Here is a 23,067-nt window from a genome sequence, read left to right on the forward strand (position 1 = left end):
GCGTTGCGGGGGACTCCATGAAGTCACGTTCTCGACTGATCGCCGTGGGCATCGCGACGACCACCATGCTCACCGTCTCACTCGTCGCGGCCGCACCCGCGCAGGCCGTCCCTCCCACGGTGCCGGCGATCGAGTTGCCCGCCGGTACGGGCGGCGACTCGAGCTTCCTCAGCGAGTACGGTGCTGCGAGCCCGCCCTCGCGGGTGATCCCGATCGGCCCGGCGACGTCATCGCTGGAGATCAGCCCTCCGTTCGATCCCTTCTACGAGCTCGCCTGCTCCCTCGCCAACGCGGCGGGAACCGTCGTGGCCGAGCGGTACTGGGGCGAGGATGACGTCGATCAGGCGCCACCCTTCGTCCTGACCGTGCCGCCGGCTTCCGTCACGACAGACGGCGGCCCGTACCTCGTCGACTGCTCCTCCCAATCCGAGAGCACATCGCGGGTGCAGTGGACCCTGACTGCGGATGCCGCAGCACCCGCGACCGTCGTTCTCGAGCACGACCCGACCACATACGTTCGACTGACCGAGTTCGAACCGCTCGACGGCGGGTCGTATGCCCTCGACACGCCCGTGGCTCTCGGCGAGCGCGTTCGCATTCGCGGCAACGCCGGCACCTGGTTCCCGGCTGGGGCCGCCTACGATCTCGCGACGAGCATCGAGGTGCCTGACGGCGACTTCCCCTTCTGGAGCGGACCGGCGGAGCAGGCGGCTGCGACAGCGTCGGGTGACGTGCTCGGACTGACGATCCCCGAGTCGCTTCCCGCCTCGGCAGGAACCGACATCCGGGTCTTCGCCCGTGCTCGATCGACCGTCGCCGGAAGCGCCACCACGCCAGAGGTCACGACGGTGCGCAGCTGGTCCACCCGCCTCATCGTCGTCGACAAGGCCGCGACCGGCACCGCCCTGCGCCTCGACCGCACTCTCGCCCTGACGAGCCGCGCCACGGTGCGGGCCCAGGTGACGGTCACAGCCGGGCCCGCCGAGCCGGTCGTCGGCACAGTGACCCTGTTCGTGGACGGGAAGCCGCGTTCGCAGACCGCCCTCAGCGGGACAGGAACGGTGAGGAGCACGATCCGACTGCCGAAGCTCGGCCGAGGCTCACACGCGATCGTGGCCGTCTTCGACGGTGGCGACGCGCTTCTCGGGTCGACCAGCCCGAGCCGTTCGGTGCGCATTCTGCTCTGACATCGGGCGGTGCGCGCGCGGAGGGTCGCGACTCGCGCCGTCGACCGGCAGGATGGCTGGATGGACCCCGCCGTGAACCGCCCTCGCCGTCCTGCCGGTGTCACCGTCGCCGTCGTGCTGATCTACGTGCAGGCCGTGCTCGAGGTGATCGCCGGGACCGTGCTCGTGCTCGCCCGCTACGGGGTCGACCCGAGTGACCCGGGAGCCGTGCTCGCCGTGACGCTGGTCGGCAGCGCCGTCATCCTCTTCGGCCTGTTCCTCATCGCCGTCGCGTCGGGCATCGCCCGCGGCAGCCGGTTCTCCCGGTGGATCGTCACGGTGCTGCTCGCCCTCTCCCTGTCAGCCAACGTGGTCACGCTGATGCTGGGCGCGGGGGAGCCGTGGTGGACCGTCATCGACGGCCTGATCGCGATCGCCATCCTGCTCGTGTTGTGGACGGGCCGCGGGCGTCGCTATTTCCGGGATTCGGTCGCGCCGACGGTCGACGAGTTCTGAGCTCCGCCATCGGCAGCGCCTGAGTCGGTGGGGGTGACGGGCGCGATCGACGAGCGGATGACGCGACGGTAGACGAAGCGCACGATCTCGATGCCCGCGATGGAGAGCGCCGAGATGACCGCGACGAGGAGGGCTGCATCCGGACCCGGATCGACGAGCTCGAGGAAGTCGGTGACGATCGGGATCGTGTACATCAGCACGAGGGCGATCATCATGGCTCCGATGACGACGGCCTTGAGCGCTGTGACGGGCCGGGAGAGCACGATGAGCACCCACAGCCCCACCAGCGTGAGGATGAGCGTGGCGCCGGTGCGCAGCTGCGCCTGGTCGATGCCGATCGCGTTGGCAGCCAACGTGTAGACGGTGAGGGCCGCCGCGATCACCAGGCCGGCGGGCACCGAGAAGATCAGCGAGCGTCGCAGGAACCCGGAGACGTAGCGCCTCTGATTGGGCAGCAGGGCGAGGAAGAAGGCCGGGATGCCGATCGTCAGGCCGTCGACGGCAGAGAGCTGGCGCGGCAGGAACGGGAAGGTCAGCAGCAGTGCCCCGAACACGATCGCGAGGGCGCTCGCGTAGACGGTCTTGGTGAGGAAGAGCATGGAGATGCGCTCGATGTTCGCGATCACCTGGCGCCCCTCGCCGACGACGCCCGGCAGGTGCGAGAACTTGCCGTCGAGCAGGATCAGCCGGGCGACGGCCTTGGTCGCAGCCGATCCCGAGTTCATGGCGATGCCGATGTCCGCCTCCTTGATGGCGAGGGCGTCGTTCACGCCGTCGCCCGTCATCGCCACCACGTGGCCGCGCGCCTTGAGCGCCAGCACGAGGCGCTTCTTCTGCTGCGGGGTGACCCGGCCGAAGACCACGTTCTGCTCGAGCACCTCGGCGAGGGCATCCTCGTCTTCGGGGAGCTGTCGGGCGTCGAAGCCGTGCGGGGCGTCGAGGCCGACCTCGCGGGCGATGGCGGCGACGGTGTCGGGGTTGTCGCCCGAGATGACACGCACGGCGACCCCCTGGGAGGCGAAGTAGTCGAGCGTCTCGCGGGCATCGGAACGCACCTGCTCGCGGAAGGTGAGCAGCATCACGGGTTCGACGTCGGGGAGCAGGCGTTCGGCCTCGGCGTCGGCCTCGGTCAGGACGGCGGTACTGCGCGCGAGCACGAGGGTGCGCCGTCCCGACGATGCGAGGGTGCGCACCCGATCGGCCATGGTGTCGAGAGCCGGGTCCTGGCCTCCGGATGCCGCGGGGAAGACCATCTCGGGACCGCCGAGCACCCAGGTGCCCGCCGGGCCGTCGGCGAAGGCGACGGCGCTCCACTTGCGAGCCGACGAGAACTCGATACGCGTGGCCGGCTCGGCCGCGGGCAGCTGCGTGTAGGGCTCGGCGAGGCACCGGGCCGTCGCGTTCGCGTCGGGCTGCGCGCCGTACCAGGCCAGCACCTGTTCCCAGCCCGGGGCCGCATCCGTCTGCAGAGGGTGCGAGCCGTCGAAGACGATGTCGCCCTCGGTCAGCGTTCCGGTCTTGTCGAGGCAGATGATGTCCACCCGGGCGAGCCCCTCGACGGCTGCCAGCTCCTGAACCAGCACCTGTCGCCGGGTGAGCTTCACGGCGCCGACGGCGAAGGTGATGCTGGTCATCAGAACGAGCCCCAGCGGGATCATGGCGACGATTGCCGCGATGGCGCCGACGGCGGCATCGCGCCAGGCACCGGAGGCGATGGCTTCCTCCCACCCGCCTGCCGCGATCATCTGGGCGTTCAGCACCAGCAGCGCGGCCGGACCGATGAGCCAAGTCACCCACCTGAGGACGCGGTTGATCGAGGAACGCAGCTCGCTGTGCATCAGGGAGAAGCGCTTGGCCTCGCTCGCGAAGCGATTGGCGAAGGAGTCGGCCCCGACGTGCTGCACCTGGGCGAGCGCGTCGCCGGCGACCACGATGGAGCCCGAGAGGATGTCGGAGCCGGCGTCCTTGTCGACGGCATCCGACTCGCCGGTCAGCATCGACTCATCGAGCTGCAGCCGGGTGGAGCGCAGCACGCGGGCGTCGGCTGGCACCTGGTCGCCGGCACGGAGGACCAGGACGTCGTCGAGAACGACCTCGGCCGAGGGGATCTCCTTCTCCGCACCGGAGCGGAGCACCCGAGCCAGGGGAGCATTGAGGAGCGCGAGGCGGTCGAGAGCCCGCTTGGCGCGGTACTCCTGGCCTGAGCCGATGAAGGCGTTCGCGACGGCGCTCAGGCCGAACAGGGCGTCCTGCCACCGGCCGAGGAAGAGCAGCACCAGGAAGCAGGCGCCGATGATGGCGTTGAACAGAGTGAAGACGTTCGCTCGCACGATGCTCCACACGCTGCGGCTGGATGCCTCGACGAAGGCGTTGGACCGGCCGTCGCCGAGGCGGGCGGCCACCTCGTCGGGAGAGAGGCCGTGACTCGTCTGCTCCGTCGTCGACTCGCCGGTCATCGCGCGCTCGCTCTCTGCTCGGGGGTGGTGGGCTGCGGGCTGTAGACGGTGAGGGCCGCCGGAATCAGGCGCATGGCGACCGTGTAGCGGCCGTCGGCCGCAGCTGCGGCATCCGTCGCCTCCCCGTCGTGGGCGTAGCCGAGAGCGCCGGGGTCGCCGTGCACCTCCACCTCGAGCTCGGTCACCGAGTACACGGCGATGGACCGGCGCGGCGACCACAGCGACAGCGAGTGCAGCACGCTGTCGGAGCGGCGACCGAGGATGAGGGCAGCGGCTCCGCGGGTGCGGGCGCGGGAGCCGGCCCGGAGCACCCGCACGTCGAGCACGCCGTCGTCGACCCCGCTGCGTCGGAGCGGCGCGGCCGTGCCCGACGGCTCGTAGCGGTCCACGCCGACGAAGAGCGACCAGGCGCGACCGCGCTCGCCGCGGGCGGTCAGTTCGACGGGCTCGGTCGAGTTCAGGATGCCCACGGCCGAGACGAGGGTGGCCAGGGGCTTCCCGATCGCCTTCTGGATCCTCTCGCGTCGCTGCACGAACTCGGGATACAGGCCGATCGACATGGTGTTCAGCACGGTGACGGGCTCGGCATCCGCCACCCGCAGTTCTCCGACGTCGACACGCAGACCCGTGCCCGTGGCCAGGGCGTCGAGGGCGGCCTCGGGGGTGAGGGCGCCGAGGGCCTTCGCGAAGTGGTTGAAGGTGCCGCCGGGGATCACCAGCAGGGGAAGATCGGCTTCGCGTGCGAGGTGGGCGACGCTGGCGACGGTCCCGTCACCTCCCGAGATGCCGAGTACGCGAGGAGGCGTGTCCGAGTCCAGCGCCGAGCGGAGCACCGACGCGACGTCCTCGCCCTCGGCGAGTGGGTGCACTGTGGCCGCGGGAAGACGTCGTCGCAGCAGGTCGAGGATGTGCTCGCCCTCGCCGCGGTGACCGGAGCCCGGGTTGACGATGACGAAGACCCCGTCCCCGGCGACGGATGCCGGAAGGTCATCACGCACGGCATCCGACGCCCCGACGGGCCCGGGCCTGTTGCGCGGATGCGCGGGCACCAGGATGGCGCCGGCTGCGGCGACACCCAGTCCGATGCCGACCCCTCCGAGCACATCCGACAGCCAGTGCGCACCCGTGTGCAGACGGGAGTATGCGACGGCGCCGGCCAGGGGCGCGATGACGGCGCCGGCGACGGGGGACTGGACGGCCACGCCGGCCGCGAAGGCCGCGGCGCTCGCCGAGTGCCCTGACGGGAAGGATCCTGAGGTCGGGGTGGTGCGCAGGCGTCGCCCGTGCGGGACCGTGTCGAGGGCCGGACGTGCGCCTCCGAACAGCTGCTTGCCGACCAGGTTCGCCGTCGCGCTGGCGACGACCAGCGACGCGGCGCCGCGCACGGCCGCCCGCCGATGCCCGAGCAGCACGAGCACTCCGGCGACGGCGAACCACAGCACACCGCGGTTCGCCGCGCTCGACAGGGCGACATAGACGGCGTCGACGCCCCGGATGGTGTGTCGTCCGTTGACGCGCGCCGCGGTGCGCTCATCAATGCGCCGCACCCACGGAGGAAGCACCCTGGCCCGGCGCAGCGTCTCGATCGGGTGTCGCAGGTTCCACCAGGCCATGACGGAAGCCTAGGCGAGCGGCGTCGGCGTGTTCCGCGCCCCTTCTATGATTGAGGGGTTCCGAAACGTACAAAGGGAGTAAACGACAGTGGCTGACGGCTTCGAGCTTTTCACCGACCGGTCCGTTGTCGCAATGCGCGTCAACGGTGAGCTCAAGGACCTGGCGACGACGGTGACGGATGCCGACACTGTCGAGCCGGTCACGATCGACTCTCCCGACGGACTCACCATCCTGCGCCACTCGGCCGCCCACGTGCTCGCCCAGGCCGTGCAGTCGATCAATCCGGAGGCCAGGCTCGGCATCGGCCCGCCCGTCACCGACGGTTTCTACTACGACTTCGACGTCGAGACGCCGTTCGCCCTCGAGGACCTCAAGCCCCTCGAGAAGGCCATGGACCGCATCATCCGTCAGGGCCAGCGTTTCGTGCGCCGCGTCGTCACCGAGGACGAGGCCCGTGCCGAACTCGCGAACGAGCCGTACAAGCTCGAGCTCATCGGGCTCAAGGGCCATCCCACCGAGGGAGCAGGCAGCCACGATGACGGCGAGTCCGTCGAGGTCGGCGGCGCCGAGCTGACGATCTACGACAACGTCGACCCGCGCACGGGCGAGACGGTCTGGAAGGACCTCTGCCGCGGCCCGCACCTGCCGAACACCCGCATGATCGGCAACGGCTACGCCCTGTCGCGTGTGGCTGCCGCCTACTGGCGGGGGTCCGAGAAGAACAAGCAGCTGCAGCGCATCTACGGCACGGCGTGGGCGACGAAGGACGAGCTGCGCGCCTACCAGGCCCGCATGGAGGAGGCGCTGAAGCGCGACCACCGCAAGCTCGGTGCGGAGCTCGACCTGTTCAGCTTCCCCGACGAGATCGGCTCGGGTCTCGCCGTCTTCCACCCGCGCGGCGGCATCATCCGTCACGAGATCGAGAAGTACATGCAGGAGCGCCTGATCGCCGCGGACTACGAACTCGTCAATTCGCCGCACATCACCAAGGGCTCGCTGTTCGAGACCAGCGGTCACCTGCAGTGGTACATGGACGGCATGTTCCCGGCCATGCACCTCGATCAGGAGACGGATGCAGACGGACACGTCACCCGTCAGGGCCAGGACTACTACCTGAAGCCCATGAACTGCCCGTTCCACAACCTGATCTTCCGGGCGCGCGGTCGCAGCTACCGTGAGCTGCCGCTCCGTCTGGCGGAGTTCGGCACCGTGTACCGCTACGAGAAGAGCGGAACTCTCTCTGGTCTCACCCGCGTGCGCGGCCTCACCCAGGACGACGCCCACGTCTACGTCACGCCCGAGCAGGTGCGCGGCGAGGTGGCCAGCCAGCTCGAGTTCGTGCTCGAGACGCTGCGCGGCTACGGCCTCGACGACTTCTACCTCGAGCTCTCCACCAAGGACCCCGAGAAGTTCGTCGGAGACGACGCCGCCTGGGAGGAGGCGACCGAGACCCTGCGTCAGGTCGCGATCGAGTCGGGCCTCGAGCTCGTCGACGATCCGGGCGGAGCGGCCTTCTACGGTCCGAAGATCTCCGTGCAGGCCCGCGACGCCATCGGCCGCACCTGGCAGCTCTCGACGGTGCAGCTCGACTTCAACCAGCCCGAGAGGTTCGAACTCGAGTACACGGCCAACGACGGAACCCGCCAGCAGCCCGTCATGATCCACCGCGCGCTGCTCGGCTCCATCGAGCGCTTCTTCGCCATCCTGCTCGAGCACTACGCGGGCGCCTTCCCGGTCTGGCTCGCTCCGGTGCAGGTGGTCGGCATCCCGATCGCCGAGGACTACGTCGACTACCTGGGCGACGTGATCGGCCGACTCAAGGCTGCCGGCGTGCGCGCCGAGCTCGATGCATCCGACGACCGCATGCAGAAGAAGATCCGCAACCACACCAAGCTCAAGGTGCCGTTCCAGCTCATCGCCGGTGAGCAGGACCGCGCGGCGGGCTCGGTGAGCTTCAGGTTCCGCGACGGCACCCAGGAGAACGGCGTGCCCGTCGATGAGGCGATCAGCCGCATCCGCGCCGCCATCGCCTCGCACGCCCAGGTGACGAGCGCCGGCCAGATCTGATGACGGATGAGCAGAGCGGGTTCGCCGGGCTGGAGAGCTCGGCGGACTTCGCCGCGGTTCCGGATGCCTTCCAACGACTGTGGACCCCGCACCGGATGGTCTACATCGAGGGCGGGCCGACGCCGCACGAGGAGAACTGCCCGTTCTGCGCCGCCCCGAAGCTCGACGACGAGACGGCGCTCATCGTGGCCCGCGGCGAGCACGCCTACGTGCTGCTCAACCTGTTCCCGTACAACAGCGGCCACCTGCTGGTCTGCCCGTACCGTCACGTCGCCCTCTACGACGACGCGACGGCGGAGGAGGTCGCGGAGATCGCCGAGCTGACGCAGATCGCCATGCGCGTCGTGCGTCAGGTCTCGAACTGCGACGGCTTCAACATCGGCATGAACCAGGGCCGGGTCGCCGGGGCCGGCGTGGCCGACCACCTGCACCAGCACATCGTGCCGCGCTGGGCGACGGACGCGAACTTCTTCCCGATCATCGCCGAGACGAAGGCGATCCCGCGCCTGCTGGGCGAGACCCGACAGGCGATAGCCGACGCCTGGCCGAAGGCTGCGCCGACGTCCTGAGCCGGTGCGCGCCGCCTGAGCGGGATGCGCTCAGCGCACCTGCCGGGCCGTGAACTGCATCCGCGGGTGGGCGTAGGCCTCCTGCGACTCGACGAGCTGCAGTTCGCGCTCACCGGACTCGTGGGTGCGGGTGAGCAGGTCGAAGACGCTCGACGCCGTGCGGGCGAGGGCGTCGGCCGCGTCACCGGTACGCGCGTAGTGAGCGGTGAACAATGCAGCGGTGACGTCGCCCGAGCCGTTCGCCTTCATCGGAAGCAACGGCGTCTGCAGGATCCAGGCGCCTCGGTCGTCGACGACGAGCATCTCGATGGTGCCCTCCGCGCGATCGGGGCGCTCGACGCTGGTCACGAGCACCGTGCTCGGGCCCATCGCGCGGGCGAGATCGACGGATGCGAGCGTCGACTCGAGACTGTCGGGCTCGGTGCCGGTGAGGTAGCCGAGCTCGAACTGGTTGGGCGTGATGATGTCGGCGACGGGCACGACCCTCTCGCGCAGCAGCACCGGGATCTCGGGCGCGACGAAGCATCCCGACTTCGCGTTGCCCATCACGGGGTCGCAGGAGTAGATCGCCGCGGGGTTGGCGGCCTTGATGCGCGCGACGGCGTCGATGATGACGTCTCCGATGCCCGCTCCGCCCTGGTAGCCGGAGAGCACGACGTCGATCGCGGGGAAGACACCGCGTTCCTCGATCCCGGTGATGACGGCGGCGACGTCCTCGGGGCTGATGAGCGGACCACGCCAGGCTCCGTAGCCCGTGTGATTGGAGAAGGTGACCGTGTAGACGGGGAGCACCTCCACCCCGATGCGCTGGAGCGGGAACACGGCGGCCGAGTTCCCGACGTGGCCGTAGGCGACAGCGGACTGAATCGAGAGGATCTTCACCATCAGATTGTCCCACCCCGAAGTCAGCGCGAGACGACCTGCGTCTCGAAGACCCCTGCCGGGCTAATACACTTGGCGTTCATGACCGATAGCACTTCCTCCCAGCACTTCGGTTCGAGCCGCGTCAAGCGCGGACTCGCCGAGATGCTGAAGGGCGGCGTCATCATGGACGTCGTCACCCCCGAGCAGGCCCGTATCGCCGAGGATGCCGGCGCCGTCGCCGTCATGGCGCTCGAGCGCGTTCCCGCAGACATCCGTTCGCAGGGCGGCGTCGCACGCATGAGCGACCCCGACCTCATCGAGGCGATCATCGCCGAGGTCTCCATCCCCGTGATGGCGAAGGCCCGAATCGGCCACTTCGTCGAGGCGCAGGTGCTGCAGGCTCTCGACGTCGACTACATCGACGAGTCCGAGGTGCTGAGCCCCGCCGACTACGTGAACCACATCGACAAGTGGGGCTTCAACGTTCCCTTCGTCTGCGGTGCGACCAACCTGGGCGAGGCTCTCCGCCGCATCAACGAGGGCGCCGCCATGATCCGATCGAAGGGCGAGGCCGGCACCGGCGACGTCTCCGAGGCGACCAAGCACATCCGCAAGATCAAGAGCGAGATCGCCGCGCTGTCGTCGATGTCGAAGGACGAGCTGTACGTGGCGGCCAAGGAGCTGCAGGCTCCCTACGACCTCGTCGTCGAGGTCGCCGAGACCGGCAAGCTCCCCGTCGTGCTGTTCACCGCCGGGGGAGTCGCGACTCCGGCCGACGCGGCCATGATGATGCAGCTCGGTGCCGACGGCGTGTTCGTCGGATCCGGCATCTTCAAGTCGGGCAACCCCGCCCAGCGTGCTGCGGCCGTGGTCAAGGCCACGACGTTCCACGACGACCCCGCCGTGATCGCCGAGGTCTCGCGCGGGCTCGGCGAGGCCATGGTCGGCATCAACGTCTCCGACCTCGCAGCCCCGCACCGCCTCGCCGAGCGCGGGTGGTAGCACCTCAGGTCGCCGCACCGCGGGTCGGCGTGCTCGCCCTGCAGGGCGACTTCCGCGAGCACGCCCAGGTCCTCCGCGTCCTCGGGGCCGACGTCACTCTCGTGCGTCGCCCCGAGGAGCTCGCTGCCGTCGACGGTCTCGTGATCCCGGGCGGCGAGTCCAGCGTCATGGACAAGCTCGCGCGCACTTTCGGGCTCGCCGAGCCGCTGCGCGCCGCCATCAGCGGCGGGCTGCCGGTCTACGGCACCTGCGCCGGGCTCATCATGCTGGCGGACACCGTGCTCGACGGCATCCGGGGCCAGGAGAGCCTCGGTGGCCTCGACGTCGCGGTGCGCCGCAACGCCTTCGGGTCGCAGACGCATTCCTTCGAGACCGACCTCGACGTGCCCGTGCTCGGGGGAGAGCCCATGCACGCCGTCTTCATCCGCGCGCCCATCGTCGAATCGGTGGGGCCGGCTGCGACCGCTCTCGCCACGCTGGACGACGGCCGCTGCGTCGCCGTCGAGCAGGGCAACCTCCTCGGCACCTCGTTCCACCCCGAGGTGACGGGCGACTACCGCATCCACGAGTACTTCCTCGGCAAGGTGCGCGCGGCGGCCTGACCCGGCTGCCGCCGCCGGCGTCGGTCCCGTGGGGCATGATGAGCCCATGGCTGCGAAGAGATACGTCGCGTTGCTGCGGGGCATCAACGTCAACGGGGTGAAGATCCTCTCGGTCGACCTGGCCGAGCTGTTCCGAACGCTCGGGTTCACCGAGGTGAAGACGGTACTCGCCAGCGGCAACGTGCGCTTCGATTCCGAGACGACGGATGCCGCTGCGAGGGACGCCGCAACGTTGAAGGCGACGATCGAGACGGCGCTTCGGGAGCGATTCGGATACGACGCGTGGATCGTGCTGGTCAGCCTCCCCGACCTGGAGGCCGTCGTCGAGGCGTTCCCGTTCGACGCCGAGCGCGACGGCTGGCACCCGTACGTGCTGTTCGGCTCCGATGACGCCGTGCTCGCCGAACTGACGGGGCTCGGTTCCGACCTCGACGCCGCCGACGACGTGATCGCCCCCGGGAAGCACGTCATCTACTGGCACAACCGCCGCGATGTCGGAGTGGACAGCGCGTTCTCGAAGATCGCGGCGAAGGCGAGGTACCGCTCGACGACGACGAACCGCAACCTGCGCACGCTCCGCAAGCTGCTCGCCTGATCCGTGGCGGCCGAGCGAGACGCCCGGTCGGCCTTCCCTCGCGCCTGACACCCGGGAGCACTCGCGATGGGTAGAATCGAAGGCATGTCAGGGCATTCCAAGTGGGCAACGACCAAGCACAAGAAGGCGATCATCGACTCGCGTCGCGCCAAGTCGTTCGCCAAGTTGATCAAGAACATCGAGGTCGCCGCCAAGATGGGCGGTGCCGATCTGGCGGGCAACCCCACGCTCGTCGACGCCATCCAGAAGGCGAAGAAGACGTCGGTCCCGATCGACAACATCAACCGCGCGGTCAAGCGCGGTGCCGGCCTCACCGGCGAGGCCGTCGACTACACGACGATCATGTACGAGGGCTACGCCCCGAACGGTGTCGCGATGCTCATCGAGTGCCTCACCGACAACAAGAACCGCGCCGCAGCCGACGTGCGCACCGCCGTCAGCCGTAATGGCGGCACCATGGGCGACCCGGGCAGCGTGGCCTACAACTTCCACCGCAAGGGCCTCATCGTCGTCGCCCACGCCGACGGCCTCACCGAGGACGACGTGCTCATGGCCGTGCTCGAGGCCGGTGCTGAAGAGGTGACGGATGAGGGCGAGACCTTCGAGATCCTCACCGACCCGTCGCAGATGGTCGCCGTGCGTACCGCGCTGCAGGATGCCGGGATCGACTACGACTCCGCCGACGTGGCCTTCGTGCCGAGCCTCAAGATCGAGGTCGACGCGGAGACCGCCCGCAAGGTGTTCCGCCTCATCGACGCCCTCGAGGACTCGGACGACGTGCAGAACATCTACACGAACCTCGACCTGAGCGCCGAGGCGCAGGCCGAACTCGAAGCAGACGAGTAACCCGCCGTGCGGGTGCTCGGCGTCGACCCCGGCCTGACCCGGTGCGGTGTCGGCGTCATCGATGTGGCGCCCGACCGCACGGCGAAGCTCGTCGACGTGGTCGTCATCCGCTCGTCGCCCGACCTGCCGATCGAGCAGCGGCTCGCCCATGTCGCGGCCGGGCTCGAGGCGATCCTCGACGAGCACCGACCGCAGACGGTCGCACTGGAGCGGGTCTTCGCCCGCAGCGACGTCTCGACGATCATGGGCACGGCCCAGATCTCCGGGGTCGCCATGTACCTCGCGGCCAAGCGAGCGTTGCCCGTGTCGCTGCACACGCCGAGTGAGGTGAAGGCCGCCATCACGGGTTACGGCCGCGCCGACAAGGCGCAGGTGGGAGCCATGGTCGCCCGCATCCTCGGGCTCGACGCCGTTCCGAAGCCGGCGGATGCGGCTGACGCCCTGGCGCTGGCGCTCTGCCACGCCTGGCGTTCCGGAACGCCCGGGGCACCGGCAGGCGGCGGCGCCCTCACTCCGGCTCAGGAGGCGTGGCGCGCCGCAGAGCGCAGCGCCTCGGCGTCGGCAGGCGCCCGTAGGCTGAGTCGGTGATCTCCTCCCTTCGCGGCACAGTCCTCTCGGCCCTCGGCGGCACTGTCGTGCTCGAGGTCGGGGGAGTCGGCTTCTCGGTCCTCACCACGCCCGCCGCCGCCCTGTCCGTGCGCATCGGCGACGAGGCGCGACTGCTCACCACGCTCGTCGTGCGTGAAGACTCGCTCACCCTGTTCGGATTCCCGACGGGCGAGGAACTCAGCGTCTTCGAGGTGCTCATGGGCGTGACGGGCGTCGGCCCGAAGTCGGCGCTGGGCGTGCTCGCCGCGCTCTCACCCGACCAGATCGCCCGCGCCGTGGCCACCGAAGACGACGCGGCGTTCCGCAAGGTCAGCGGAATCGGCCCCAAGACCGCGAAGCTCATCGTGCTCTCGCTCACCGGCAAGCTGCTGGTCGCACCGGGGGCCGCCCCGGCTCCGGCATCCGTGCCCGTATCCAGCACGGGGGAGAGCGTCATCGCCGCCCTCGTCGGCCTCGGCTGGTCGGAGCGCGTCGCCGCGACGGCCGTCGAGGAGATCATCGGCGAGACGCCCGACATCACTGTCCCCGTCGCGTTGCGCCAGGCCCTGTCGCGCCTCGGCCCGGCCACCCAGAGCGGGAGCCGGTCATGACGGATCTCGACCTCACCAACCCCGAACTCGAGAGCGAGTCCGAGCTCGCCTTCGAGGGCGCCCTGCGTCCGCGATCGCTGGGCGAGTTCGTCGGACAGACCAAGGTGCGCGGCCAGTTGCAGCTGCTCCTCACGGCGGCGACGATGCAGCAGCGCACCCCCGACCACATCCTGCTCGCGGGCCCTCCCGGCCTCGGCAAGACCACTCTCGCCATGATCGTGGCCCACGAGGCCGGGCGTCCCCTGCGCATGTCGAGCGGTCCGGCCATCCAGCATGCCGGAGACCTGGCCGCGGTGCTGAGCTCCCTCGTTCCGGGCGAGGTGCTGTTCATCGACGAGATCCATCGCATGGCGCGCTCGGCCGAGGAGATGCTCTACCTCGCCATGGAGGACTTCCGCATCGACATCATGGTGGGCAAGGGCGCAGGAGCGACATCCGTTCCCCTCGATCTCGCGCCGTTCACCCTCGTGGGTGCCACCACACGCTCGGGGCTGCTGCCCAACCCGCTGCGCGATCGCTTCGGTTTCACGGCCCACCTCGAGTTCTACGCCGACTCCGAACTCGAGCAGGTTCTGGAGCGCGCCGCCAGACTGCTCGACCTGCGCATCGATCGCGACGCCATCGCCGAGATCGCCGGCCGCTGCCGGGGCACGCCTCGCATCGCGAACCGCCTGCTCCGCCGCGTGCGCGACTACACGCTCGTGCACGGGCGGCCCACCGACGGCTCCGAGATGGCGCGAGCCGATGTCGCATCGGTGCGCGCGGCCCTCGATCTCTACGAGGTCGACTCGCTCGGCCTCGACCGCCTCGACCGGCAGGTCATGACGACGATGCTCGAGCGCTTCGGCGGTGGACCCGTCGGCCTCAACACCCTCGCCGTGTCCGTCGGCGAGGAGGCCGAGACCATCGAGGCCGTCGTCGAGCCGTTCCTGGTGCGCATCGGGCTCATCACCCGCACTCCCCGGGGCCGCATGGCGACTCCGGAGGGATGGCGACACTTCGGGCTCAGGCAGCCGGGAGTCGGCCTCACACTCGATGACCTATAATTCCACTTGGCCCACGTTGTATCCCGCGCCAGACGGGCGTGGTTGAGGGGCCCATTCCGGAAGGCTTTCCCCGTTGGATCCCATCACACTCATCATGCTCGCCGTCCTGGCGCTGCTCATCTTCTTCATGTTCCGCAACAGCCGCAAGCGCTCGAAGGACCAGGCGAACCTGCAGTCCACGATCGTCCCCGGCGCCAAGGTCATGACCAACTTCGGCGTCTTCGGCACCATCCTCTCCATCGATGAAGAGGAGAACGAGGTGCTCCTCGAGACCACCCCGGGTACAGTCCTGACCGTTCACCGCCAGACCGTCGCCCGCGTCGTCACGCCGGCCGTCGGCACCGAGTCGACCGCCGTCGACGCCCCGCACGACGAGCTCTCCACCGAGCCCGAGTTCGGTGAGCGCATCGACGAGTCGGCCAACAGCGACAACACGGTCGTCGGAGACATCGACGTCGACGGGCAAGACCCCAAGAAGTCGAACGACTGACACCCTCCCTCCCCTTCGCACTCGCGCCGATGGCGGCGCGAGTGCGCGCGTAGAAAGCTGAGTTCCCTCGGTGGCAAAGTCGACACCCGTCAAGAAGGCGTGGCGTTCCCTCTCGTGGCTCGGAGCGATCGTCATCGCCCTCGTCGCGATCAACACCGCGGCCGTGCTGTGGGGCGGAGGGTCCTGGACCCCCAAGCTCGCGCTCGACCTCGAGGGCGGAACGCAGATCATCCTCGCGCCCAAGCTGGAGACGGGGCAGACGGTCACCGATGAGCAGCTCACGCAGGCTGTGTCGATCATCCGCCAGCGCGTCGACGCCTCCGGCGTCAGCGAGGCCGAGATCAGCACGCAGGGCGGCAGCAACATCGTCGTCGCCATCCCGGGCGAGCTCGACGAGGAGACGAAGAACCGCATCCAGTCGTCGGCCAAGCTCGAACTGCGTCCGGTGCTGCTCGCGGGGGCTCCGTCGGATTCCTCCGTCGGCGGCGACGCCAGCGCGTCTCCGACTCCGTCGCCGACCGAATCGCTGCGCGCCACCCCGACGGTGAGCCCGACCAACGGCTCGGACACCAACTGGATCACGCCGGCACTGCAGGCGGAGTACGACTCGTTCGACTGCTCGTCGGACGAGGCGGCGACGACGAACGCGGCCCCCGCCGACGTCCCTCTCGTCACGTGCGACACCACCGGGACCGTCAAGTACCTGCTCGGCCCGGTCGAGGTCGACGGCGCCGACATCAAGGACGCCACGAACGGCCAGGAGACGAACCAGCAGGGTGCGTCCACCGGTCGCTGGGTCGTGAACCTCACCTTCAACGACCAGGGCACGAAGGACTTCGGCGAGGTCAGCCAGCGCCTCTACGGCCTGACCGCCACCCCGCCGCTCAACCAGTTCGCCTTCGTCATCGACGGCCAGGTGCTCTCGGCCCCGACGATGAACGGCGTCATCACCGACGGCAAGCCCTCCATCTCGGGCAGCTTCGACCAGGAGTCGTCGAAGGCCCTTGCCGACCAGCTGAAGTTCGGTGCGCTGCCGATCAGCTTCACGGTGCAGTCCTCCGAGACCATCACGGCGACCCTCGGCTCCTCGCAGCTCCTGAGCGGCCTCATCGCCGGCCTCATCGGACTGCTGCTGGTGTTCGGCTACTCGCTGTTCCAGTACCGCCTGCTCGGCACCGTCACCATCGTGTCGCTGCTCGTCGCCGGTGTGATCACCTACCTCACGCTCTGCATCCTGTCGTGGTACCAGGGCTACCGCCTGTCTCTCGCCGGCGTCGCCGGTGTGATCGTGGCCATCGGTTTCACGGCGGACTCCTTCATCGTCTACTTCGAGCGTGTGCGCGACGAGCTGCGTGACGGTCGTGTGCTCGGCTCCGCCGTCGAGGCGGGCTGGAAGCGGGCACTGCGCACCGTGTACGCATCCAAGGCGACCAACCTGCTCGCGGCGATCGTGCTGTTCGTGATCGCCGTCGGCAGCGTCAAGGGCTTCGCCGTGACGCTCGGTATCACCACGGTGATCGACGTCATCATCGTGGTGCTGTTCACGCACCCGATGCTGCAGCTGCTCGCGCAGACCCGGTTCTTCTCGAGCGGTCACCCGCTCTCCGGCCTGGACCCGTCGGCCCTCGGTGCCGTCTACCGCGGTCGCGCCGAGTTCCGCACCTCCGCTCAGCTGACGGCGGCCAAGGCCGCCAGCAGCTCGCGTGAGGCCGCCAAGCGCCAGACCATCGCCGAGCGCAAGGCCGCCGAGGCCGCAGCGCTCGACGCCTCCGGCGGGTCCAAGCCCGCCAAGTCCGCAGCATCAGCACCGTCGGCCTCCGGCGATATCTCGAAGAACGGGAAGGAGTCCTGATGGCCAGCCGTCTGACAACGTTCGGTAACGACCTCTACACGGGCAAGCGCTCGTTCGACTTCGTCGCGAAGCGCAAGCTCTGGTTCATCATCGTCGGCGCCCTGGTGCTGATCTCGATCCTCATCCCGGTGGTGCGCGGAGGCTTCAACCTCGGCATCGAGTTCCGCGGCGGTTCACAGTTCCAGATCACCGGCGTCAGCGACGCCGAGACCCAGCCGGCGACGGATGCCGTGGCATCCGTCGTGCCCGATGCCGTGGCCCACGTCACCATCGTGGGAGGCGGCAGCGGCGTGCGCGTGCAGACCGACCAGCTCACGACGGCCGAGACGAAGGACGTCGCGACGGCGCTCGAGGACGCCTATGACGTCACTGAGGCCGACGTCTCGTCCTCCTTCATCGGACCGGTGTGGGGAGCCGACATCACCCGGCAGACCATCCAGGGCCTGCTCGTGTTCCTGTTGCTCGCCGCTGTGGGAATGGCGCTCTACTTCCGCACCTGGAAGATGTCGCTCGCCGCCATCGTCGCCCTGCTCGTCGACCTCGTGATCACGTCGGGGGTCTATGCGGCCTCGGGCTTCGAGGTCACGCCTGCCGCGATCATCGGTCTGCTCACGATCCTCGCGTACTCGCTCTACGACACCGTCGTGGTCTTCGACAAGATCCGCGAGAACACGCAGGAAGACGTGGTCGAGACCAAACGCACCTTCGCCGAGTCGGTGAACCTCGCGGTGAACCAGACCCTGGTGCGCTCGATCAACACCAGCGTCATCGCGGCCCTCCCGGTCGCGTCGATCCTGTTCATCGGCGCCTTCGCCCTCGGTGCGGACACCCTGCGCGACATCTCGCTCGCGCTGCTGATCGGCATCCTGGTCGGAACCTGGTCGACGGTCTTCCTCGCCGCCCCGCTGTACTCGATGCTGCGCGAGGGCGAGAAGAACGTGAAGAAGCACGACGCCAAGGTGCGATCGATTCGCGAGCGGACTGCGGCGGATGCCGCCCCAGCCGAGGAGATCACGGTTTGACGCTGCCCGCGAACACCGGGGCCCTGGTCGATCCAGGGTCCCGGCAGCGGGATAATTGAACATCGGACAGGAGGCGACGCCATGACGGATATGAACACGTCATCCACGGCGTCGCTGCGCCGTCTGGTGCCGCGCATCTTCTCGAAGGCGCAGCCCGTCGGCGCCGTCGACACCCTGATCCGCACGGTCCGGATGCATCATCCGAAGGCCGACCTCTCGATCATCGAGCGCGCGTACACCGTCGCCGAGAAGGCCCACACCGGCCAGAAGCGCCGCAGCGGCGAGCCGTACATCACCCACCCCGTCGCCGTCGCGCAGATCCTCGCCGACCTCGGCATCGGCGCAAAGACGGTGGCTGCCGCACTGCTGCATGACACCGTCGAGGACACCGAGTACACCCTCGACCAGGTGCGGGCCGACTTCGGTGACGAGATCGCGATGCTGGTCGATGGCGTCACGAAGCTCGACAAGGTCAAGTACGGCGACTCCACCCAGGCCGAGACCGTCCGGAAGATGATCGTCGCGATGTCGAAGGACATCCGCGTGCTCATCATCAAGCTCGCCGACCGCCTGCACAACGCGCGCACCTGGGGCTTCGTGCCCGCCGAGTCGGCCACCCGCAAGGCCACGGAGACCCTCGAGATCTACGCGCCCCTCGCGCACAGGCTCGGCATCCAGGCCATCAAGTGGGAGCTCGAGGACCTGTCGTTCGCCGTGCTCTACCCGAAGATCTACGCCGAGATCGAGTCTCTCGTGCGCCAGCGCACCCCCGAGCGCGAGCAGTTCGTGCAGAACGTCATCGACGCCGTCAACGGCGACCTCAAGGTGGGCAAGATCCGCGGCAATGTGGTCGGCCGGCCCAAGCAGTACTACTCGATCTACCAGAAGATGGTCGTCCGCGGTCGCGAGTTCGACGAGATCTACGACCTCGTGGGCATCAGGGTCCTGGTGAACTCCGTGCGCGACTGCTACGCGGTGCTCGGGTCCATCCACGCCCGCTGGACTCCGCTGCCCGGTCGCTTCAAGGACTACATCGCCACGCCGAAGTTCAACCTGTACCAGTCGCTGCACACGACGGTGCTCGGTCCGGCCGGTCGCCCCGTCGAGATCCAGATCCGGACTCACGAGATGCACCAGCGCGCCGAGTTCGGTGTCGCGGCGCACTGGAAGTACAAGGAACAGGTCAACGGGAAGTCGAACGGACCCGGTCCGCAGAGCGAGAACGACATGGCGTGGCTCGCGCACATCTCGGACTGGCAGGCCGAGACCGACGACCCGGGCGAGTTCCTCGATTCCCTGCGCTACGAGATCGGTGCGAAGGAGGTCTACGTCTTCACGCCGAAGGGCCGAGTCATCGGCCTGCCGTCGGATGCGACCCCGGTCGACTTCGCGTACGCCGTGCACACCGAGGTGGGCCACCGCACCATGGGCGCGAAGGTCAACGGCCGACTCGTGCCCCTCGAGTCCACCCTGTCGAGCGGCGACGTCGTCGAGGTCTTCACCTCGAAGAACCCCGACTCCGGCCCCAGTCAGGACTGGCTGAACTTCGTCAAGAGCCCCCGCGCACGCAACAAGATCCGCCAGTGGTTCACCAAGGAGCGCCGCGACGAGGCCATCGAACAGGGTCGGGATGCCATCGCCCGGGCGATGCGCAAGCAGAACCTGCCCCTGCAGAAGCTGATGAGCCAGGACTCGTTCGCCGAGGTGGCAGCCCAGCTCAAGTACGTCGACGTGTCAGCCCTCTACGCCGCGGTCGGCGAGGGCCACGTGTCGACGCAGTCGGTGCTCGAGAAGGTCGTCGCGAGTGTGCAGGCCGACACCGAGGTCGAGACCAACGATTTCGCGCTGCCCGCCAAGGGGCGCACGCAGATGCTGCGCGACAGCGATTCCGGCGTGCTCGTGCGGGGTGCGCCCGACATCCTCGTCAAGCTCGCCCGCTGCTGCACTCCTGTGCCCGGAGACCCCATCGTCGGCTTCATCACGCGAGGCCAGGGCGTCTCGGTTCACCAGGCCGACTGCCACAATGTCGCCGGCCTGATGAAGGAGCCCGAGCGCATGATCGAGGTGGAATGGGCTCCCACGTCGAAGAGCCTCTTCCTCGTGCAGATCCAGATCGAGGCGCTCGACCGCGCCGGCCTGCTCTCCGACGTCACCAGGGTGCTCTCGGAGCACCACGTGAACATCCTCTCGGCGAACGTCTCGACCTCACGCGACAGACTGGCGCTCAGTCGCTTCGTCTTCGAGATGGGGGATACGACCCATCTCGACCGCGTGCTGAACGCCGTGCGGCGCATCGAGGGCGTCTACGACGTCTACCGCGTCAGCGACGGCTGACACGGCGCGCTCGAGGCGCGAGCGGGCTCGGCGCATGTGCGATCGTGCCCCCGAACCGATCACTCGGGCGAGCACGGCGTGGAGCGGGGTGTCCGTGCACTCCATCAGCGCCAGGATATGGCCGACGGCAGCCTCGTCGTCGAGGGCGCCGTCACGGGCCAGGTCGAGCATCGTGCGTTCCGGCGACGTGACGAGAGCCGCGTGCACGACGGCGATCTCGCTGCCGTCGATCACGACCTCGCGGAGGTCGAACCGCGTCGTCGTCTGACGATGCCTGGAGCGGATGTCGATGCAGAACTGCAGCCGCACCGGGGGAGTGGCCACCGCACCCCACACCCAGGCGGCGGTCAGCCTGTCTGCGACGAAGCGGGCCGGTGCCTGCCGCGAGATGACCTCGGCGCGGACGGCGCGCAGCTCGGGGAGGTCAACAGGGGCGAAGCATCCGCCGATCGCATAGACCTCACCGGTGAGCCTGGCGGCGTGGAGTTCGGCGAGGGGCAGGTCGGCTGGGGACAGGACATCGGGCAGTCGCGGCATCCGTCCAGCATGATCGCCGGTCCGGAACGCCGACGGCCCCGACGTGATTCTGTGCGTCGGGGCCGTCGGTCGTGCAGCTTGTGGATTACTGGCCGATGGCCTTCAGCCAGGCCTTGCGGGTGTCCAGCGCCTCGGTGGCGTCGGCGATCGCCTTCGCGTCCTTCGAGGCCGTGGCCTTCTCGAGGTCTGCCTCGAGCTTGGCGATGGCGTCGTTCAGCTGTCCGGCGAGGCCTTCGGTGCGGGCCTTCGTCTCGGGGTTGTTGCGCTTCCAGTGGTCGTCGTCGAGCTTGCGCACGGCCGCCTCGACCTTGCGCAGGCGCTCCTCGACGACCTTGACCTGGTCGCGGGGGACCTTGCCGATCTCGTCCCAGCGGCGCTGGATGGAGGTGAGCGCCGTGCGCGCCTTCGTGCGATCGGTCTCGGCGAGGATCGGCTCGGCCTCCTCGAGCAGGGCCAGCTTCAGCGTCAGGTTGCCCGAGTACTCCTCGTTCTCCTGCGCGTCGACCTCGGCCTTGGCTCCGTAGAGCACGTCGCCGGCGGCCTTGAAGCGTGCCCACAGGGCATCGTCCTGCTTCTTGCCTGCGCGACCGGCGGTCTTCCAGTCCTCGAGGAGGTTGCGGTAGGCGGGAATGCCGTCAGCGCCCTTCGGTGCCAGCGCCTCGGCCTGCTCGATGAGCGCCTGCTTGCGGCTGCGCACGTCGCGGTGGGCGGAGTCGAGGTCGGCGAAGAAGGCCTTGCGGTGCTGCTCGATGGTGGTGCGAGCCGCCCGGAATCGCTTCCAGAGTTCGTTGGCGGCGGCCTTCGGGATGCGCGGACCCTCCTGCTGGTGGGTCTGCCACCGGGCGAAGAGCGCGTCGAGCTCGGCCGTGGCCTGCTTCCACTGCGTCTTCGCCGGGTCGGCTGCGGCGAGGGCCTCAGCGGCCTCGACGATGGCGGTGCGCTCGACGACGGCGGCTTCGGACGCGGCCTTCTCCTCGGCGCTCTGCGCCTCGGTCAGCTCGGAGACGGTGCCTCCGAGGGCGTCGAGACGGCGCGTGAGCGAGGCCAGGTCGCCGACGGCGTTGGCCGTCGAGATGGTCGAGCTCAGCGTCGAGACGGCCTTCGAGATGTCGACGGCGGGTCCACCGCGCTTGGCGCGCTGCTCGAGCAGGGTGACCTGACCGGCGAGGTCGGTGTACTTGCGCTCGAAGTAGCCGAGGGCCTCTTCCGGTGTGCCGTCGGGGAACTGACCCACTTCCCGTTCGCCGTCAGCTTCGCGCACGAAGACCGTGCCCGTCTCGTCGACGCGACCCCAGGGGTGCTCTTTCTCAGTTACCACGAGTTCCACCTTGTTTGTGATGCGCAACACGGGTTCGCCCCGCGGATGCCGCACGTTCGATCGGCCGCCGACGACGGCCACAGCGGCATAAGCCTATTCCACGCCTCGGGGCGCGGGTATCGGATGCGGCGGGTTCGCCGCCCGTCGACCGCTACTCGACGGTCAGATCCGACATCGTCACGGGAACGGCAGGCTTGCCGTCGCTGGCGCCGCCCTCGACGCCCTTCGAGGTGATCTGCGAGTTCAGCTCGTCGAGTCCGCCGGTGACGGTTCCGATGACGGTGTAGCCGCCTGCGGCATCCGCAGGGATCGTGGTGTCTCCGTAGACGATGAAGAACTGGCTGCCCATGCTGTACGCGTTGCCGCCCTGGCGGGCCATGGCGATGGTGCCGGCCGGGTACACGCCGTCTGCCGGTGCGTTCTCGATCGGGCCGTAGCTGTAGCCGGGGCCACCGGCGCCGGTGCCGTCGGGGTCGCCGCACTGCAGCACCTCGAAGCCCTCTCCCGTGGTCAGGCGGTGGCAGGTGACGCCGTCGTAGAAGCCGCTCTCGATCAGGCTGACCGTCGAGGCCACGCCCTGCGGTGCCGCCGCGCCGTCGAGGGTGAAGTCGAGGGTCACGTCGTTGAGCTTCATCGAGCCGGTCCAGCTGCGATCCTCGGCGACCGAGACAGGAGGCACGTCGCCGGAGTTCTCGCCGGCCGCCGCCGTGGGCGTCGGTGTCGGGGTGGCGCTGGCCGAGGGCTTGGCCACAGGGGTGCCCGGGCCGCCGTTGAAATAGGCGAGCTGGGCGCCGACGGCGATGACGGCGACGGCCACCACGACGATGCTCGCGATGATGTTGTCGCGGCGGCGGCGGGTCACCCTGTGCTGGTGAACCTTCTGCCGGGCCTGGTAGGCGCGAAGCCGCTGACGGGCCTCGCGGGTCTCACGGTCCGGACGGTTGTTCGATGCCACGGTGCTCCTCGAGATAG

General features: G+C 69.0%; 20 protein-coding genes. 15 read left to right on the top strand and 5 right to left on the bottom strand.

Annotation, left to right across the window (positions count from 1 at the left end; genetic code table 11):
- Positions 1–17: 17 nt before the first annotated feature.
- Together E4M00_RS05375 and E4M00_RS05380 are read left to right on the top strand one after the other, a co-directional pair.
- The gene (locus tag E4M00_RS05375) at positions 18–1,187 is read left to right on the top strand and encodes an Ig-like domain-containing protein (protein WP_167756831.1); all 1,170 of its coding nucleotides are present in this window, start codon (positions 18–20) and stop codon (positions 1,185–1,187) included.
- A 60-nt stretch (positions 1,188–1,247) separates the two neighbouring features.
- Positions 1,248–1,682: a DUF7144 family membrane protein gene (locus E4M00_RS05380; RefSeq protein WP_135119444.1), complete on the top strand. Its 435-nt coding sequence runs from the start codon at positions 1,248–1,250 to the stop codon at positions 1,680–1,682.
- Here E4M00_RS05380 and E4M00_RS05385 read toward each other — a convergent pair.
- Positions 1,640–4,138: an HAD-IC family P-type ATPase gene (locus tag E4M00_RS05385; RefSeq protein ID WP_135119445.1), complete on the bottom strand. Its 2,499-nt coding sequence runs from the start codon at positions 4,136–4,138 to the stop codon at positions 1,640–1,642. The genes E4M00_RS05380 and E4M00_RS05385 overlap by 43 nt on opposite strands.
- Entirely contained in the window at positions 4,135–5,751 is a 1,617-nt protein-coding gene (locus E4M00_RS05390; RefSeq protein WP_135119446.1) for a bifunctional phosphatase PAP2/diacylglycerol kinase family protein, read from the bottom strand. The genes E4M00_RS05385 and E4M00_RS05390 overlap by 4 nt, the downstream gene beginning before the upstream one ends.
- A 133-nt stretch (positions 5,752–5,884) precedes the next feature.
- Here E4M00_RS05390 and thrS point away from each other — a divergent pair, with 133 nt between their 5' ends.
- Positions 5,885–7,819 carry a threonine--tRNA ligase gene (thrS, locus tag E4M00_RS05395; protein WP_240036867.1) on the top strand — a complete coding sequence of 645 codons (1,935 nt, stop codon included), beginning with the start codon at positions 5,885–5,887 and terminating at the stop codon, positions 7,817–7,819.
- The gene (locus E4M00_RS05400) at positions 7,819–8,388 is read left to right on the top strand and encodes an HIT family protein (protein ID WP_135119448.1); all 570 of its coding nucleotides are present in this window, start codon (positions 7,819–7,821) and stop codon (positions 8,386–8,388) included. The genes thrS and E4M00_RS05400 overlap by 1 nt, the downstream gene beginning before the upstream one ends.
- 30 nt (positions 8,389–8,418) lie before the next feature.
- On the opposite strand, the gene pdxY is transcribed toward E4M00_RS05400, so the two are convergent.
- Positions 8,419–9,270 carry a pyridoxal kinase PdxY gene (gene pdxY, locus E4M00_RS05405; RefSeq protein ID WP_135119449.1) on the bottom strand — a complete coding sequence of 284 codons (852 nt, stop codon included), beginning with the start codon at positions 9,268–9,270 and terminating at the stop codon, positions 8,419–8,421.
- Between the two features lie 81 nt (positions 9,271–9,351).
- Here pdxY and pdxS point away from each other — a divergent pair, with 81 nt between their 5' ends.
- The 11 genes from pdxS to E4M00_RS05460 all read left to right on the top strand — a co-directional run bounded on the left by pdxS (position 9,352) and on the right by E4M00_RS05460 (position 20,240).
- The gene (pdxS, locus tag E4M00_RS05410) at positions 9,352–10,254 is read left to right on the top strand and encodes a pyridoxal 5'-phosphate synthase lyase subunit PdxS (protein WP_056163388.1); all 903 of its coding nucleotides are present in this window, start codon (positions 9,352–9,354) and stop codon (positions 10,252–10,254) included.
- Positions 10,248–10,856, top strand: coding sequence for a pyridoxal 5'-phosphate synthase glutaminase subunit PdxT (gene pdxT, locus E4M00_RS05415; protein ID WP_135119450.1), 609 nt, complete (start codon positions 10,248–10,250; stop codon positions 10,854–10,856). The genes pdxS and pdxT overlap by 7 nt, the downstream gene beginning before the upstream one ends.
- Before the next feature lie 46 nt (positions 10,857–10,902).
- A complete protein-coding gene (locus tag E4M00_RS05420; RefSeq protein ID WP_135119451.1) occupies positions 10,903–11,451 on the top strand; it encodes a DUF1697 domain-containing protein in 549 nt (182 codons plus the stop codon).
- Between the two features lie 84 nt (positions 11,452–11,535).
- The gene (locus E4M00_RS05425; protein ID WP_056163377.1) at positions 11,536–12,297 is read left to right on the top strand and encodes a YebC/PmpR family DNA-binding transcriptional regulator; all 762 of its coding nucleotides are present in this window, start codon (positions 11,536–11,538) and stop codon (positions 12,295–12,297) included.
- Between the two features lie 6 nt (positions 12,298–12,303).
- Complete coding sequence (ruvC, locus tag E4M00_RS05430; RefSeq protein WP_240036869.1) at positions 12,304–12,885, top strand: crossover junction endodeoxyribonuclease RuvC; 582 nt, start codon at positions 12,304–12,306, stop codon at positions 12,883–12,885.
- Entirely contained in the window at positions 12,882–13,496 is a 615-nt protein-coding gene (ruvA, locus tag E4M00_RS05435) for a Holliday junction branch migration protein RuvA (protein ID WP_135119452.1), read from the top strand. Before ruvC ends, ruvA begins: the two co-directional genes overlap by 4 nt.
- Positions 13,493–14,542, top strand: a complete 1,050-nt coding sequence (gene ruvB, locus E4M00_RS05440) for a Holliday junction branch migration DNA helicase RuvB (protein ID WP_056163372.1) — start codon at positions 13,493–13,495, stop codon at positions 14,540–14,542. Before ruvA ends, ruvB begins: the two co-directional genes overlap by 4 nt.
- Before the next feature lie 73 nt (positions 14,543–14,615).
- Complete coding sequence (gene yajC, locus E4M00_RS05445; protein WP_240036871.1) at positions 14,616–15,032, top strand: preprotein translocase subunit YajC; 417 nt, start codon at positions 14,616–14,618, stop codon at positions 15,030–15,032.
- A gap of 70 nt (positions 15,033–15,102) precedes the next feature.
- Positions 15,103–16,884, top strand: coding sequence for a protein translocase subunit SecD (secD, locus tag E4M00_RS05450; RefSeq protein ID WP_135119453.1), 1,782 nt, complete (start codon positions 15,103–15,105; stop codon positions 16,882–16,884).
- Positions 16,884–17,906 (top strand): protein translocase subunit SecF, encoded by a 1,023-nt coding sequence (gene secF, locus E4M00_RS05455; protein WP_135119454.1) that lies wholly within the window; start codon positions 16,884–16,886, stop codon positions 17,904–17,906. Before secD ends, secF begins: the two co-directional genes overlap by 1 nt.
- Positions 17,907–17,987: 81 nt before the next feature.
- Complete coding sequence (locus E4M00_RS05460; RefSeq protein WP_135119455.1) at positions 17,988–20,240, top strand: RelA/SpoT family protein; 2,253 nt, start codon at positions 17,988–17,990, stop codon at positions 20,238–20,240.
- Positions 20,241–20,862: 622 nt separating this feature from the next.
- On the opposite strand, the gene E4M00_RS05465 is transcribed toward E4M00_RS05460, so the two are convergent.
- Together E4M00_RS05465 and E4M00_RS05470 are read right to left on the bottom strand one after the other, a co-directional pair.
- Positions 20,863–22,095 (bottom strand): DUF349 domain-containing protein, encoded by a 1,233-nt coding sequence (locus tag E4M00_RS05465; protein ID WP_135119456.1) that lies wholly within the window; start codon positions 22,093–22,095, stop codon positions 20,863–20,865.
- A 151-nt stretch (positions 22,096–22,246) separates the two neighbouring features.
- Entirely contained in the window at positions 22,247–23,050 is an 804-nt protein-coding gene (locus E4M00_RS05470) for a peptidylprolyl isomerase (RefSeq protein ID WP_240036873.1), read from the bottom strand.
- Positions 23,051–23,067 lie beyond the last annotated feature (17 nt).

Origin of the sequence: Orlajensenia leifsoniae (assembly GCF_004570845.1) — a bacterium.
Classification (GTDB): Bacteria; Actinomycetota; Actinomycetes; order Actinomycetales; family Microbacteriaceae; genus Orlajensenia; species Orlajensenia leifsoniae.